This window comes from Kineococcus radiotolerans SRS30216 = ATCC BAA-149 (assembly GCF_000017305.1).
Classification (GTDB): Bacteria; Actinomycetota; Actinomycetes; order Actinomycetales; family Kineococcaceae; genus Kineococcus; species Kineococcus radiotolerans.
In genome coordinates, this window is sequence record NC_009664.2 from 109,841 (window position 1) to 124,339 (window position 14,499).

General features: G+C 74.5%; 13 protein-coding genes. 12 read left to right on the plus strand and 1 reads right to left on the minus strand.

Translation table 11 applies throughout. The features are described 5' to 3' along the window. Positions 1–80 precede the first annotated feature (80 nt). Complete coding sequence (locus KRAD_RS00545) at positions 81–812, minus strand: response regulator transcription factor (RefSeq protein WP_011981268.1); 732 nt, start codon at positions 810–812, stop codon at positions 81–83. Positions 813–1,009: 197 nt separating this feature from the next. On the opposite strand from KRAD_RS00545, the gene KRAD_RS23760 reads away from it, so the two are divergent. The 12 genes from KRAD_RS23760 (at position 1,010) to KRAD_RS00605 (ending at position 14,312) form a co-directional block, all read left to right on the plus strand. Beyond that, positions 1,010–1,555, plus strand: coding sequence for an STAS domain-containing protein (locus KRAD_RS23760; protein WP_011981269.1), 546 nt, complete (start codon positions 1,010–1,012; stop codon positions 1,553–1,555). 393 nt (positions 1,556–1,948) lie between these two features. Next, a complete protein-coding gene (locus tag KRAD_RS00555; RefSeq protein ID WP_041291807.1) occupies positions 1,949–2,185 on the plus strand; it encodes a hypothetical protein in 237 nt (78 codons plus the stop codon). Between the two features lie 187 nt (positions 2,186–2,372). Next, complete coding sequence (gene nhaA, locus KRAD_RS00560) at positions 2,373–3,731, plus strand: Na+/H+ antiporter NhaA (protein WP_049821017.1); 1,359 nt, start codon at positions 2,373–2,375, stop codon at positions 3,729–3,731. 107 nt (positions 3,732–3,838) lie between these two features. Further along, the gene (locus KRAD_RS00565) at positions 3,839–5,380 is read left to right on the plus strand and encodes a flotillin family protein (protein WP_011981272.1); all 1,542 of its coding nucleotides are present in this window, start codon (positions 3,839–3,841) and stop codon (positions 5,378–5,380) included. 394 nt (positions 5,381–5,774) lie between these two features. Continuing rightward, entirely contained in the window at positions 5,775–6,827 is a 1,053-nt protein-coding gene (locus KRAD_RS00570) for a PP2C family protein-serine/threonine phosphatase (protein ID WP_011981273.1), read from the plus strand. Positions 6,828–7,377: 550 nt separating this feature from the next. After that, complete coding sequence (locus tag KRAD_RS00575) at positions 7,378–7,941, plus strand: manganese efflux pump MntP (RefSeq protein WP_011981274.1); 564 nt, start codon at positions 7,378–7,380, stop codon at positions 7,939–7,941. 130 nt (positions 7,942–8,071) lie between these two features. After that, positions 8,072–9,319, plus strand: coding sequence for a phosphatase domain-containing protein (locus KRAD_RS00580; protein WP_011981275.1), 1,248 nt, complete (start codon positions 8,072–8,074; stop codon positions 9,317–9,319). After that, complete coding sequence (locus KRAD_RS00585) at positions 9,316–9,660, plus strand: hypothetical protein (protein WP_011981276.1); 345 nt, start codon at positions 9,316–9,318, stop codon at positions 9,658–9,660. The genes KRAD_RS00580 and KRAD_RS00585 overlap by 4 nt, the downstream gene beginning before the upstream one ends. Before the next feature lie 12 nt (positions 9,661–9,672). Then, positions 9,673–9,996 carry a helix-turn-helix transcriptional regulator gene (locus tag KRAD_RS00590; protein WP_041291809.1) on the plus strand — a complete coding sequence of 108 codons (324 nt, stop codon included), beginning with the start codon at positions 9,673–9,675 and terminating at the stop codon, positions 9,994–9,996. Positions 9,997–10,000: 4 nt separating this feature from the next. Then, positions 10,001–11,221: a saccharopine dehydrogenase family protein gene (locus KRAD_RS00595; protein ID WP_011981278.1), complete on the plus strand. Its 1,221-nt coding sequence runs from the start codon at positions 10,001–10,003 to the stop codon at positions 11,219–11,221. Positions 11,222–11,656: 435 nt separating this feature from the next. After that, positions 11,657–12,502, plus strand: coding sequence for an alpha/beta fold hydrolase (locus KRAD_RS00600; protein ID WP_011981279.1), 846 nt, complete (start codon positions 11,657–11,659; stop codon positions 12,500–12,502). An 82-nt stretch (positions 12,503–12,584) separates the two neighbouring features. Next, entirely contained in the window at positions 12,585–14,312 is a 1,728-nt protein-coding gene (locus KRAD_RS00605; RefSeq protein ID WP_157873418.1) for a sensor domain-containing diguanylate cyclase, read from the plus strand. The last annotated feature ends 187 nt before the right edge of the window (positions 14,313–14,499 follow it).

Consider the following 14,499-nt stretch of genomic DNA (forward strand, 5'->3'; position numbering starts at 1 on the left):
GACGACCCGGCCACCGTCCCGGCCAGCGCGCCGACGATCCGTTCGGCCGCCGGACCCGTCGATCGCTCCCCGCGCGCACGTCAGCGCCGGTCCAGGCGGTACCCCAGGCCCCGGACCGTGGTCACCAGCCGCGGCGCGGAGGGGTCCGCCTCGATCTTGGTGCGCAGCCGGCGCACGTGGACGTCGACGATGCGTTCGTCGCCGTGGAAACCGTGGTCCCACACCCGTTCCAGCAGCACCTGCCGGCTGAGCACGCGCCCCGGCGGGTCAGCCAACTCCCGCAGCAGCCGGAACTCGGTCACGGTCAGGCGCACCTCGCTCTTCCCGCGACGCACCGCGCCCGCCGCCGCGTCGAGCACGAGAGGACCGGATCGGGAGTCCAGGACGAGCACGCCGGCGCTCCTGCCCCCACCAGCGTCACCGCTCCGCTCGTCGAGGACGCCCGCGGAACCGGCGCGCCGGCGCAGGGCGCGCAGCCGGGCGAAGAGCTCGTCGAGGTCGAAGGGCTTGGTGACGTAGTCGTCGGCGCCGGCTTCGAGGGCAGCCACGACGTCGCTCTTGTCGCGTCGGGCGGAGAGCACGATCACCGGGGCGGGGCACGTGGGCCGCAGGCGCCGGATGAAGGTGAACCCGTCGATGCCGCCGAGCATGAGGTCCACCACCAGCACCTCCGGGGCTGACGCGGTGACGGCGGTGAGGGCCTGCTCGGCGTCGGCGCACCCGGTGACCCGGTACCCCTCGTCCTCCAGCGCGAGGGTCAACGACGTCCGGATGCCGTCGTCGTCGTCGAGGACGAGGACGTGGGGGAGCACACCGTGATGCTGCCAGTGCTCCGGCCCCGCCGGGCACCCCGCCCCAGTCCTGGTCGGGATCGTCACACGATCGCAAAGAAGACGACCGGGTGACCGCAACACTGCTCCAGCAGGATGGGGCCACGCCCCGCCGTGGAAGCGGTGGGGCGGCCACCGTCCTCGTCGCCGGGCGAGGCTCGCACCACCGGGAGGGGCGGGTGAGCGCCGTGCACGTGCTGGGTCACCGGCGGAGCCTCGACGAGGACGTCGCCGTCGTGGTGCTGCGCGAGGCGTCCGTGCGGCGAGGCGTGGGGACCCTGCGCCGAGACCTGGCCTCCACCCTGGACAGCGGCGTCAGCACCGTGGTCATCGACGTCTCCGGGGTGCAGGACCTGTCCTCGGTGGTGGTGGGGCTGCTGCTGCGGGTCAAGCGCTGCTGCCGGGCGCGCGGCGGGCGGGTGGTCCTGCGCGGCCTGAACCGCGCCGACCTGCACGTGATGCACCGCACGGGCCTGAGCTCCCTCTTCGACATCGAGACACCCGCACCCGCACCCGCACCCGCACCCGCACCCGCACCCGAGGAGGACGTCGTGATCACCGCACCCGTCTTCACCGCCGAGCTCACCGAGCAGATCCAGCTGGCCCTCGCCGAGCAGCGCGCAGCCGAGCAGCGCGGTGACGTCGAAGCCGCCGAGGTGGCCGCCGGACGCGTGCAGGACCTGCGTGAGCTGCACGCGCGCGCCCAGGAGACCGCGCTCGGCTGACGCCGGGCGCGCGTTCGAGGCCCTCGAGGTCGTTCGTCGGGGTTCGGGGGATCCGCGAAACCCGAACTGCGCGGGTGGACCCACCCGCCGGACACCGCGTTCCACGGGAGGGAGACGGAGATGTCGTCCACGGTCGAGCCCACACCCACCGGCCGCGCCTGCGCCGAGTGCCGCCTGCGTTTCGCCGGTTCCCGGCAACTCCACCGGCACGTCGTGTCGGACCACCGTCCGGCCCCCGACGGTGCGTGGCTGATCGAGGCCCTGCTGAGCGCACCGCCGCGTTCCCCGGGCCACCCGCCCGCACCCGTCGGTGCCGCGGGAGTGCCTCGGGCAGGTGCGCCCGGAGCGGAGCCAGGAAACCCGGCACCCGCGGGAGCCGCCCCTCCGACGTCCGTGGGCGGGCGGGCGGACCGGTTCTCGCAGCTCCGCCCGTCCGCGTCGGCGTCGCTGCGCTCCACCGCAGCGCTGCTCCTCCTCGGGTGGGTCCTGCACGGGTTGGGGATCGCCTGGACCACGCTGCTCCACACCGTCGCGGTCCTGGCTCTGCTCACCGGCACGGCCGTGCTGCTGTTCTGGATGCACACCAGCGCCGGACGCGGTCCGCAGGGGCCACCTGCGGACCGGTCCTGAACCGGGTGTTCCGCCTCCCGCCGCCCCTGGGCGGCCACCCCGGTGCGGGCGTCCGCGGGAAGGGGATCCACCGGTTCCCGGCGCGGGGGGACGCTGGTGCCGGTACTGTGTCCCACGGTGTGCCGGGAAGTCTGGTCGGCGAAGTCTTCAGCGATCCGTGAAGTCCTCGACCAGGGAGCAGACACCGGTGACGTCCCCCACCCCGCACGACCCCACCCCGCCCACGCCCCCGCGCGGGAGCACCCCGTTGTTCAGCCGCGGGTCGTGGCTGGAAACCCGGCGCATCACCGACGTGCTGCGCAAGGAGACCATCGGCGGCGCCCTGCTCCTGCTCGGCACCGTCGTCGCCCTGGTGTGGGCCAACTCCCCCTGGTCCAGCTCCTACGCGGGTCTGCGCGACACCGTGATCGCCCCCTCCCTCCTGCACCCCCTGCACCTGGACCTCACCCTGGGGCAGTGGGCCGCGGACGGGCTGCTGGCGATCTTCTTCTTCATCGCCGGTCTCGAGCTCAAGCGCGAGTTCGTCGCCGGTGACCTGCGCGACCCCCGCCGGGCCCTGGTCCCCGTCGCCGCCGCCGTCGGCGGCATGGCCGTCCCCGCCGTGGTGTACGTCCTCGTCGCCCGCTCCGCCGGGGACGGCGCCCTGAACGGCTGGGCGATCCCCACCGCCACCGACATCGCCTTCGCCGTCGCGGTCCTGGCCGTGATCAGCACCCACCTGCCCACCGCGCTGCGCACCTTCCTGCTCACCCTCGCGGTCGTGGACGACCTGCTGGCCATCACCATCATCGCGATCTTCTACACCGACACCCTCGCCGTCCTGCCGCTGCTGGGTGCCCTGGCCGTCATCGCCGTCTTCGGGCTGCTGGTGCAGAAGCGGATCCGTTCCTGGTGGCTGCTGATCCCGCTGGCCGTGGTGGCGTGGGCGCTGATGCACGCCTCCGGCATCCACGCCACCGTCGCCGGGGTCCTGCTCGGCTTCACCGTCCCCGTCCTCCGCTCCCGGGCCGCGGGCGGGCCCGAAGCCGGACCGGGCATGGCCGAGCACTTCGAACACGTCTGGCGACCGCTCTCGGCCGGCTTCGCCGTGCCCGTCTTCGCGTTCTTCTCCGCCGGTGTCACCGTCGGCGGCCTCAGCGGGCTGGTCGACTCCCTGCAGGACCGGGTCGCGCTGGGCATCGTCGCGGGTCTGGTGGTCGGCAAGGCGGCCGGCATCCTCGGCGCCACCGCCGCCGTCTCGCGCTTCACCCGCGCCCGCCTGGACCCCAGCCTGTCCTGGTGGGACGTGCTGGGCGCATCCCTGCTGGGCGGGATCGGGTTCACCGTCTCCCTGCTCATCGGGGAACTCGCCTTCGGGGCGGGCAGCGTGCGCGACGAGCACGTCAAGGTCGGTGTCCTCACCGGGTCCCTGCTCGCCGCCGCCCTGGCCGCGGTCGTCCTCCGGGCCCGCAACCGCGTCTACCGGCGCCTGCACGAGGCCGAGCGGGTCGACGAGGACGCCGACGGCGTCCCCGACGTCTACCAGGCCCCCCGCCTGAACGGCTGAGCCGCGGCTCGGGCCAGACTCCCGGGGAGCAGCACCCGCCACGAAGACCCACCCACCGGCTCGAGCTCGGCCGATCCCGAGATCGATCCACCAGAACGGAGTGACCCATGGACCTCGTCGTCGCGGCCGTCGTCGTGGGGGCGCTCGTCGTCCTCCTCGTCGTGGCCGCCATCGCCGTGAAGGTGCGCTACAAGATCGCCAGCCCCTCCGAAGCCCTCATCATCGTCGGCAAGAAGGGCCGCCCGGTCACCAACCCCCAGACCGGGGAAGTCACCACCGACCTGTCCGGCCAGAAGGTCGTCATGGGCGCCGGGGTCTTCGTCAAGCCGCTGGTGCAGCAGGCGCACCGCCTCTCGCTGTCCTCGGTGCGCATCCCCATCTCCATCCGCGGCGCCGTCTCCCGCCAGGGCATCCGGTTGAACGTGGACGGGGTCGCCATCGTCAAGGTCGGCGGCACCGAGGACTTCGTGCGCGCCGCCTCCCAGCGCTTCCTGCAGCAGCAGAAGGAGATCGAACCCTTCACCCAGGAAGTCCTCGCCGGCAGCCTGCGCGGGGTCATCGGCACCCTGACTGTGGAGGAGATCATCCGCGACCGCGTCGCGTTCGCCCGGCAGGTCGAGGAGGAGGCCGTCACCAGCCTCAACAACCAGGGCCTGGTCCTGGACACCCTGCAGATCCAGGACGTCAGCGACGACGGCAACTACCTCAAGGACCTCGGCCGCCCCGAAGCGGCCAACGCCCGGCGCGCCGCCGAGATCGCCGAAGCCAACAACGCCCAGGAAGCCCAGCAGGCCCAGGCGCTGTCCGACGCCAAGATCGCCCAGGCCCAGCGCGACCTGGCCCTGCAGCAGGCGCAGTTCCGCGCCGACCAGGACAAGGCCGCCGCCGAGGCCGACGCCGCCGGCCGCCTCGCGGAGGCCGCCGCCCAGCAGCAGGTCCTGCAGGAGCAGGAACGCGTCGCCCAGCGCCAGGCGGAACTGACCGAACGCACCCTGGACACCGAGGTCCGCAAACCCGCCGACGCCCGCCGCTACCAGGCCGAGCAGGAGGCGATGGCGCTGAAGACCGCGCGCGTGCTCTCCGCCCAGGCCGAGCAGCAGGCCGCCGTCGCCGCCGCGCAGGCCGAGGCGGAACGGGTACGGCTCTCCGCCCAGGCCGACGCCACCCGCGTCCAGCTTGCCGCCGAAGCCGAACTGCAGCGGCGCACCGCCGAAGCCGACGCCGTCCGCCTGGAGGGGCAGGCCCAGGCCGAGGCCCTCTCCGCCACCGGAGCCGCCAAGGCGGAGGCGCTGCGCAAGGAGGCGCAGGCGTTGCGGGAGTTCGGCCAGGCCGCGCTCACCCAACGCGCCCTGGAGGTCCTCCCCCAGGTCGCCCAGGCCCTGGCCAGTCCCATCGCCGGCATCAAGGACCTCACCGTCATCTCCAACGACGGCGCCGGTGCGCTCAGCCGGTCGGTGGGCGCCAACATGCAGGAGACGTTCGAGGTGCTCAAGCGCACCACCGGCATCGACGTCACCGAACTGCTGCGCACCGTCGGCGCCACGCCCGGCGGGGCGACGCCCGCGAGCGGCGGCGGTTCCGCTGCCGGTCCGGGGCCGGCCCCCGCACACGGCCCCGAGAGCGGCCCCGGTCTCCCCGTCGCGCCGTGACCGCGACGACCGGGCGCTGCGACCGGGCGTGACGACCGGGCGCGATGACCGGTGCTGCCCCTGACGCCACGGTCCGGAGGCGGCGGACCTGCCGATGCTCGGCGCCACCACCACCGCGTAGGGAACGAAGCATGCTCCGCAGCACCCGCGACGTCCACGACCGCTCGCCCGCCGCACCGCCCAGCGCAGCTCACCACCGGTGGTGAGGCGCTCAGGGGCACCGCACCGCACCACCTCCGGCGGCGAACGGACCCCACGCACGCTCCGGGGAGCGCGTCGTGATCGCCGTGGGCGCGTACCCGCACGGGTCGTCCAAACCCCGCGGCGCGCGCCGGCGCGGGTCCTGCGGTCGGCGCTGACCCGGGTGGGAGCGCACGCGAGGTTCCTGCCCGCTGTGGTGATCCTGGCGGTCTTCGTCCTCGACGTGCTCACCGGGACGCGCGCGGTGGTGGTGACACCGGTGCTCATCGCCCCGCTCCTGGCCGCCAGCCTGCTGTCCGTGCGCGCGACCGCGACCTACGCGGTCCTGGCCCTGGCCGGCGGCGCCGTGCTGGGCGTCAGGGGTGACCGGTACGACAGCGAGCTGGGCACCCAGCTGGTCCGGCTGAGCACCATCCTCATCGGCGGGGCCATGGCGGTCGCCGCCGCTCGCGTGCGGCTGGCCCGCGAGCACCGCCTGACGCGGGTGCTGAAGATCGCGGCGGTGGCGCAGAGCGCGATCCTGCCCCCCGTCCCGCCGCGGCTGGGGCCGGTGAACGTGGCCGCCTCCTACGACAGCGCCCAGGAGGAGGCGGCCGTCGGGGGCGACGTCTACGCCGCGGTGCAGAGCCCGTTCGGGGTGCGCCTGCTGCTGGCCGACGTGCGGGGGCACGGCTTGGAGGCGGTGCACCTGGCCGCCACCGTGCTCGGCGCCTTCCGCGAGCGCGCGCACGAGCGCGGGGACCTGCGCGAGCTGGCTCGGGACCTGGACCGGGCTGTGGCCCGGGCAGGTGGCGAGGAGGACTTCGTCACCGCCGTGCTCGCCGAGGTGCACGCAGGGGTCCTGCGCGTGGTCAACGCCGGGCACCTGGCCCCGGTGCTGCTGCGCGCCGGTACCGCCGTCGGCCTGGACCCCCGCCACCCCGCCCTGCCCCTGGGCCTGGGTCTCGGGTCCGGCGGCGGGTCCGGGACCGACCTGGACGTGGAGCAGTCGCAGATCCACCTCGAGGCGGGTGACCGGGTGCTGCTGTACACCGACGGGGTCACCGAGGCCCGCCGCCCCGACGACGGGGAGTTCTTCCCCTTGACCCGCCTGGTCGTGCCCTGCCTGGGCACGGGCGCACTGAGCGCGGGGCTGGCGGAACTGCGCGCAGCAGTGGTCGACTGGGTGCGCGGCCCGGCGCAGGACGACGTGACCGTCCTGGCCTTCGAGTACGCACCCCACCCCGGCACCTCGGACGACGTCTGAGCACCCCGCCCGGCTGGGCGCTCGAGAGGGACCTCGACCCGCCTCCGGGAACAGCTGGATCGTGGTGCTCCGCTCACCGCTCCGGGCACGGGACCGCCCGTCGATCCCGCAGCTCGGGCCGAACAGGTTCCCGCGGCGCCGTGACCAGAACCCGAGCCGCCGAACCCGTGACTTCGGTGGGGCGAACCCCGCTCTGCAGGCACCGGGACGGCAGGTTCCCGAGAACACCACGGGGAGGTCGCACGGACCGTACCGGTATCGGTTGCCCCGCAGGAGAACGCGCGTTTGGACGTCGACCGGCGGCCGTGCCATGCTCGACCCCGCCGAGGGGCAGTTCCCGAAGCACTCCGGTCGCCCCGCAGTGCTGGAGGTGCGTCGACACGCTGGTGGGTGACCACCCGGCGCACCGCCTGAGCCGGCGGCTCAGGTGAACGAGACCTTCGGCACCGCGCTCGCGTCGCCGCACCCGTGCAACTGCGCGGCGTCCCGGGCGGGAGCGACCCCTCCGGTTCTCCGGCGCCCGCCTCGACGGAAGGTCCCTGTCGCGCTCATGTCTGTCGTGATCTTGCTCGTCATCGCCGTCGGTGTGTCCGCCGACGCCTTCGCCGTCGCGGTCGCCAAGGGCCTGCACGTGCGCCGGCTCACCCTCCGCGACACCGGTGGCTTGGCGTTGAGCTTCGGCGCCTTCCAGGCGCTGATGCCGCTGCTCGGCTGGCTGCTGGGCCGCAGCTTCGCCGACCGCATCACCGAGATCGACCACTGGATCGCCTTCGGCCTGCTGCTCCTCATCGGCGCGAAGATGATCCGGGAAGCCGTCTCCCCGAGCGACGAGGAGGAGGACTCCGACGGCATCGGCGTGAGGGAACTGCTGGTGCTCTCGGTGGCCACCAGCATCGACGCCCTCGCCGTGGGCATCAGCTTCGCCTTCCTGGACGTCTCGATCATCCCCGCGGTCGCCCTCATCGGGGTGATCACCGCGGTGGTCACCGCCATCGGCGTGGTCATCGGCCGTCGAGCGGGCGGGCGCTTCGGACGTCCCGCGGAGATCGCCGGCGGGGTCGTCCTCATCCTCATCGGCACCCGCATCCTGCTCGAGCACCTCGGCGTGTTCTGAGTCCGTCCCCGACCCCGTCGTGTCGTCCCACGTCCGGTGCCCGCACTGATGACCAGCGCGGGACGGGCCGTTCCGGCGTGACGGCGGTCCTCCCGCGGCAGGTCACCGGATCAGCCTGCAGACTCACGGGGTGAGCACCGCCGAGCACCCGACCTCCACCGGTACCGCCAGCGACAGCGTCGCGGTCGATCCGATCCCGACCTCGCGCATCGGGACAGCCCTCTTCCACCTCGGCCGCGCACGCCGCGACGTCGTCGCCGCCGTCCTGGAACGACGGGGGTGGAGCTACGCCGTCCTGCCCTACCCCGGGTACGGCGTCGACGGGCGGGCGAGGGTCCTGGCTCGCGTCGTCCTCGCCGCGCCGGGTCGTGAGCCGAGCTCGGTGCGGGGCGTCGCCGCCTGGCGGCGCCTGGTGACCCTGCAACGCTCCCGGGTGGACATCGAGGTGGCCGTGCCCGGGTCCGGCGCAGGTGCGGGCACGGTGCACCGGGTCCGCAGCGGCCCCGGTGGGTTGGTCGACGTCGTCCTGCCCTGCACCGTCGAGCCGGGGACGCACGCCGTGACCTTCCGGGTGGGCGAACGTCCCCCGGTGCAGGCGCCGGTCCACGTCGCGGACCCGCACGCGCGCACGGGCATCGTCTGCGACATCGACGACACCGCCCTGGTGACCGGTCTGCGCCGGCCGCTGAGCGCCGCGTGGCGGACCCTGACCCGCGCGTTCGCGCAGCGGGCTCCCGTGGAGGGCATGGCGGACCTGCTCACCGCGTTCCACGAGGAGCACGGCGGCGACGACGGCCCGGTCGTCTACCTCAGCACCGGCCCGTGGAACTTCAACGAGCCGCTGACCCGCTTCCTGCAGCGCAACGGTTTCCCCGCCGGCCCCCTGCTGCAGACCGACTGGGGTCCCTCGAGCGAGGGCTTCTTCCGCGAGGGACGCGCCCACAAGCGGCGCAGCCTGCAGCGGCTGCGCGCAGACTTCCCCGAGGTGCGCTGGCTGCTGGTCGGCGACGACGGGAGAACGACCCGGCCATCTACGAGGAGTTCGCCCGCGAGCACCCGCAGCACGTGCTGGCCATCGCGCTGCGGCAGGTCGGCGCCGACGTCGGCCCCGACACCACGGGCGGCGCCACCCGGACCAGGATCCGCGGAGGGACGGTTCCCGTGGTCCGCGGAACGGACGGGCACGTCCTGTTGCAGCGTCTACGCGCTGCCACCGGCGCGACCGGCTGAACGTTCCCCTGGTGTCCCCTCGCCCCGCACAGGTCACCGCGGTCACCGGGAGGGTGGACATCTGCTGCAGGATCTCGGCGTTGCACGGACGGGCCGGTTTCTCCACCGAGACCACCCAGCGACCTGCAGCGGGGATGGATCTCGGTGACCCGCCCCTGGCAGCGTCACCGCATCGGCCTGCCCACCGTCACCGCCTGCACCCTGGGTTGGTTCATCCTCGACGTCGGGGCGTTGCTGCGCGGCTCGGACCGGTCGGTGTGGCCGGCCAGCACCGGGATGGTCCACGCCGCGGAGCGGATGGAACGCACCATGCGGGAGCAGACGCGACGCACCACCGCCCACCTGGGGCTGCGGATCAGCGAGGTGCTGCTGGAACTCATCGACGTCCTGAAGGGTGAGGAACCGGAACTCGACCCGCACTTCGCCTCCGCGGAACGCTCGGTGGCCGTGTTCCTGAAGTCCCTGCCGTCGCACCTGTCCGAGGCGTAGACGGTGGACGCGATGGCCAAGCACTGCGGGCTGGGCCGCACCCGCTTCATCTACCACTGCCGGCAGGCGGTGAACGCCACCCCCGTGGACTACCTGACCGGGCTGCGCGTGGACCGGGCCCTGGACCTGCTGACGGGCACCGACCTGACGATCTCCGAGATCGCCCTCTCCTGCGGCTTCTCCTCCAGCCAGTACTTCGCCACCGTCTTCCGCCAGCACTGCAACCGCAGCCCCCGCGACGCCCGCTGCGCCCGGGACCTCGCACCCGCGACGACCACCGTGCAACCACCGGGGTCCACGGCCGGGAGCGCGGGTGGGGCCGGCGGGTTAGCGTGACGATGTGGCTCGCGACGTGGACATCGTGCTGTTCGGCGCCTCCGGCTTCGTCGGGCGGCTGACCGCGGCGCACCTCGCCGCGCACGCCCCCTCGGGGACGCGGATCGCCCTGGCCGGCCGCTCGCGGGAGCGGCTGGCGGCCGCGGCCCGCGACCTGGGGCCCGTCGCCGCGGACTGGCCGCTCGTGGTGGCCGACGCCTCCGACGAGGAGTCGCTGCGCACGCTCGCGGAGTCGACGCGCGTCATGGTCTCCACCGTCGGCCCCTACCTGCGCCACGGCCTGCCGCTGGTGCAGGCGTGCGCCCGCGCCGGCACCCACTACGCCGACCTGACGGGCGAGGTCCTGTTCGTGCGCGCCAGCATCGACACCGCCGACGAGGCGGCCCGCGCGAGCGGGGCGCGGATCGTGCACTCCTGCGGTTTCGACTCGGTGCCCTCCGACCTGGCCGTGCTGCTCGCGCACGAGTGGGCGCAGGCGCAGGACGCCGGCCCGCTCACGAGCGCCACGCTCGAGGTCCTCTCGGCGCGCGGCGGGTTCAGCGGCGGCACGGTGGACTCCCTGCGCCTGCAGCTGGACACCGCGCGCCGCGACCGGCAGGCGCGGCGGCTGGTGGGCGACCCGTACGCCCTGAGCCCCGACCGCGCGCGCGAACCGGACCTGGGCCGCCAGCCCGACGTGTTCCGCCCCCACCGGCGCGAGGCGACGAGCGAGTGGGTGGCGCCCTTCGTCATGGCCACCTACAACACCCGGGTGGTGCGGCGCAGCAACGCCCTGCTCGACCACGCGTACGGGCCGCGGCTGCGCTACGCGGAGGTCATGGCGTTCTCCGGGCGCACCGCGGCCCTGCGGGCGAGCGCCGTCACGGGGGTGCTGGCCGGGCTCACGGGCCTGCTGGCCGTCCAGCCCCTGCGGCCGCTGCTCGACCGCCTGCTGCCTTCCCCCGGCACGGGCCCGGGCGAGCGCACCCGCCGCACGGGCCACTTCCGGCTGCGCGTGGACGCGCGCACGGAATCCGGCCGCCGCGCCACCGTGACCGTCGCCGCCCAGGGCGACCCCGGTTACGCCGCGACGGCGGTGATGCTCGGGCAGAGCGCTCTGGCGCTCGCCCTCGACGGCGATCGCCTGCCCGCCCGCGCGGGGGTCCTGACCCCCGCCACGGGCATCGGGATGCCGCTGGTGAACCGCCTGCGCCACGAGGGGTTCACGCTCGACGTCGCCACCTGACGACCCGGCACGCGGTGGAGGGGTGCCGCCGGCCTCAGAGTCGTCGGGGCGGGGAACGAGCCGCGCCCGGAGGACCGCGACAGCAGGACGCGGGGACCGACCGGGTAGCACCGGCCCCACCCGCCGGAACGGACGCCGACGGCAGCCGGCACCGGCGCCGACCAGCTCGGACGGCCCGTGGTGACGGACCGGACGGGGAGAGCTGAGACCGGCAGCAGCCGATCCGTCACGGCGACGGGCGGGTCAGCGAGGCCGGGACGGCTGGGCCCGGACAGTCGGGCTGGCCAGCTGAGCCGGGCACACGACGGCGTCGCCGGCACCTCGGGGCAGCCGTTCAGGGACCGGGTCAGCAAAGGACTCAAGCGGCCACGCGCCGGTGCCGAGAACGTCCGGACCGGCCTCGCCCCGAGACCGGGAACCCGGAGAGGACCAGCTGTGCGCACCCCCACCGCCACGACGCCGGGAAGCGCCGCGCAGCGCCACGACGTCCACGTCCTGGGCCACCCCCAGGGACCCGTGCTGCTCCTCCTGCACGGCTTCGGCACCGACCAGTCGTCCTGGAACCGGGTCCTGCCCGCCCTCACCCCCCACCACCGCGTCGTGCTGCTGGACCAGGCCGGTGCCGGCGGTTTCGACGCCACCGCCTACGACCGCACCCGCTACTCCACCCTCGACGGCTACGCCGCCGACCTCGTCGAGGTGTGCGAAGAGCTCGACCTGCACGACGTCACCCTCGTCGGGCACAGCGTCAGCGCCATGATCGCCGCCCGCGTCGCGCTGGCCGCACCCGACCGCATCCGCCAGGTCGTCATGCTCGTCCCCTCCGCCCGCTACACCGACGACCCCGCCAGCGGCTACGACGGCGGTTTCAGCACCGAGGACATCGACGAACTGCTCGACACCCTCGACAGCAACTACCTCTCCTGGACCGCCACCGTCGCGCCCATGGTCATGGGCAACCCGAGCCGTCCTGAGCTGGGTGAGGAGCTCACCGCCTCCTTCCGCCAACTGCACCCCGACGCCGCCCGCGACTTCGCCCGCGCCACCTTCCGCACCGACTCCCGCGCCCTGCTCGCCGAGGTGAGCACCCCCGTCCTCGTCCTGCAGAGCCGCGACGACGTCCTCGCCCCCGACACCGCCGTCCGCGACGTCGTCGCCCGCCTGCCCCACGCCACCCTGGTGAGCCTGGACGCCTCCGGGCACTGCCCCCACCTCAGCCACCCCGACGCCACCGCCGCCGCCGTCCTGGCCCACCTCGCACCCCCCGGCCACCGGTCCTGACCCGGCCGCCCGGGCTGCTCACCCGACCGGAGGACTGCCTCGGGAGCTCAGCCCGGTGACGCGGTGGTCGATCATTGACCAGGTGGGTGACCAGGTGGATCGCGCCGAGGAGGCTGAGACGCAGCGCTTGACCGCCCTGCGCAGCTACCACCTGCTCGATCACCGCTCCGAGCCTGCGAGCGCTCTCCTCCCGAGCAGCCCCGGGCAGGACGCGGAGGACCCGACCGCGCCGAGGTCGGCGGTGCGGACCGGGGCTCCCGCGGGGACCGGGACGACCGCGGGGAGCGGGGCGGCGGTGGCGGCCGGGCCCGTCAGCGGCGCGGAGATCGACGCCATCACCCGCCTCGCCGCCGCCATCGCCGGCGTCCCCTTCGCCAGCGTCAACCTCATCGACGAGCACCACCAGCACCCCCTCAGCAGCACCGGGACCCCGCCGGCGCCCCCGGCACGACCGATCCCCCGCACCCAGTCCCTGTGCGCCACCCACTTCAGCGCCGGCGAGCCGGTCCACGTCCCCGACCTCAGCCGCGACCCCCGCTACGCCGACCACCCCTGGGTCGACGGGCGCCTCGGCGCGCTGCGCTCCTACACCTCCGTCCCCCTGCTCAGCCCCGACGGGCACGCCCTGGGCACCCTGTGCGCCACCGACCTCGTCCCCCGCCGCCTCGACGAGGAGCGACTGGCCCGCCTGTGCGACCTCGCCGCCGTGCTGGTCGCGCTCTTCGAACGCCACCGCGACGCCGTCCTCCACGCCCACCTCGCCGCCGAGGCCGAAGCCCAGCGCGCCCTGGCGCAGTCGCTGATGGCTGAGCAGCAGCACCGCGCCCAGCAGCTGACCCAGCTGGCCCGCGCCTCCAGCGCCCTGGCCACCGCCGAGGACCCCCGCACCGCGATCTGCCACGCCGCGCGCCGGCTCACCGACGCCGACGGGGTCTACCTCCTGCAACCGGACGGGCACGGACGCCTGGTCTCCACCGCCGTCGTCGGCTTCCCCGACGGAGGAGATCGAGCCCCGGACCCGGACTCCCACCGGGACCCGCTCCTGGACCTGGACCTGACCCGGGAGCGGGGGCTGCCGCTGGCCACCTTCCGCAGCGGGAAGCAGCGGTTCGTCGCCGACGTCGCCGCCCACCCCGACGCCGACCCCGCCCTCGTCGAGACCCTCGGAACGGTGTCCGGGGCTTGGCAGCCGATCCTGCTGCGCGCAGGCACCTGCACCGGGGTCCTGGGCATCGTCTGGCGCCACCGGCGCGAGGACCTGGACGCCACGCTGGCCTGGGCGCTGCACACCCTGGCCCGCGAAGCCGCCCACACCCTGGAGCGCGCGGACCTGCTCGCCCAGCTGACCGAGGCCTCCCGGCGCGACCCCCTCACCGGGGTCGGGAACCGCCGGCACTGGGACGAGGTCGCCGCCCGCGAGGTCGGTCGTGCCGAGCGCAGCGGGGACCCGCTGACGTTCGCGTTGATCGACCTGGACCACTTCAAGGCCTACAACGACGCCTACGGCCACCTCATCGGCGACGACCTGCTGCGCGAGTTCGCCGCCGCCGCCGGTGCGCAACTGCGCCCCGGTGACACGATCGCCCGCTGGGGCGGGGAGGAGTTCGCCCTCGCCCTGCCCGGCTGCGACCTCGAGCAGGCCCGCGACGTCGCCGACCGCATCCGCGCCGTCGTCCCCCACGCCCAGACCGCCACGGCCGGTCTGGCGCAGTGGACCCCCGGCGCCAGCGCCGCCACCGTCCTCGCCCGCGCCGACGCCGCCCTCTACCGCGGCAAGGAGGCGGGCCGCGACACCACCGCCACCGCCTAGGGGCGTCCCCGTGACGCCCACCGGCCCGCGACCCCGGGCCTCGGGGATCCGCGAGGCGGCGCGGCGGGAGGGGCAGGACCGCCACCGGGTTCAGGGCCCGCGTCCGGAGAACCGTCGGACGTCACCGCTCACCGCTCAAGTACTCCGCGCAGGCGCCGATCGATCACGTGGGCACGTCCGTGCCTCG

Coding starts and splice junctions, on each gene's coding strand:
- KRAD_RS00565 (WP_011981272.1), top strand. CDS start 3,839: ATGGACCTCGTCGTCGCGGCCGTCGTCGTGGGGGCGCTCGTCGTCCTC.
- KRAD_RS00575 (WP_011981274.1), top strand. CDS start 7,378: ATGTCTGTCGTGATCTTGCTCGTCATCGCCGTCGGTGTGTCCGCCGAC.
- KRAD_RS00590 (WP_041291809.1), top strand. CDS start 9,673: ATGGCCAAGCACTGCGGGCTGGGCCGCACCCGCTTCATCTACCACTGC.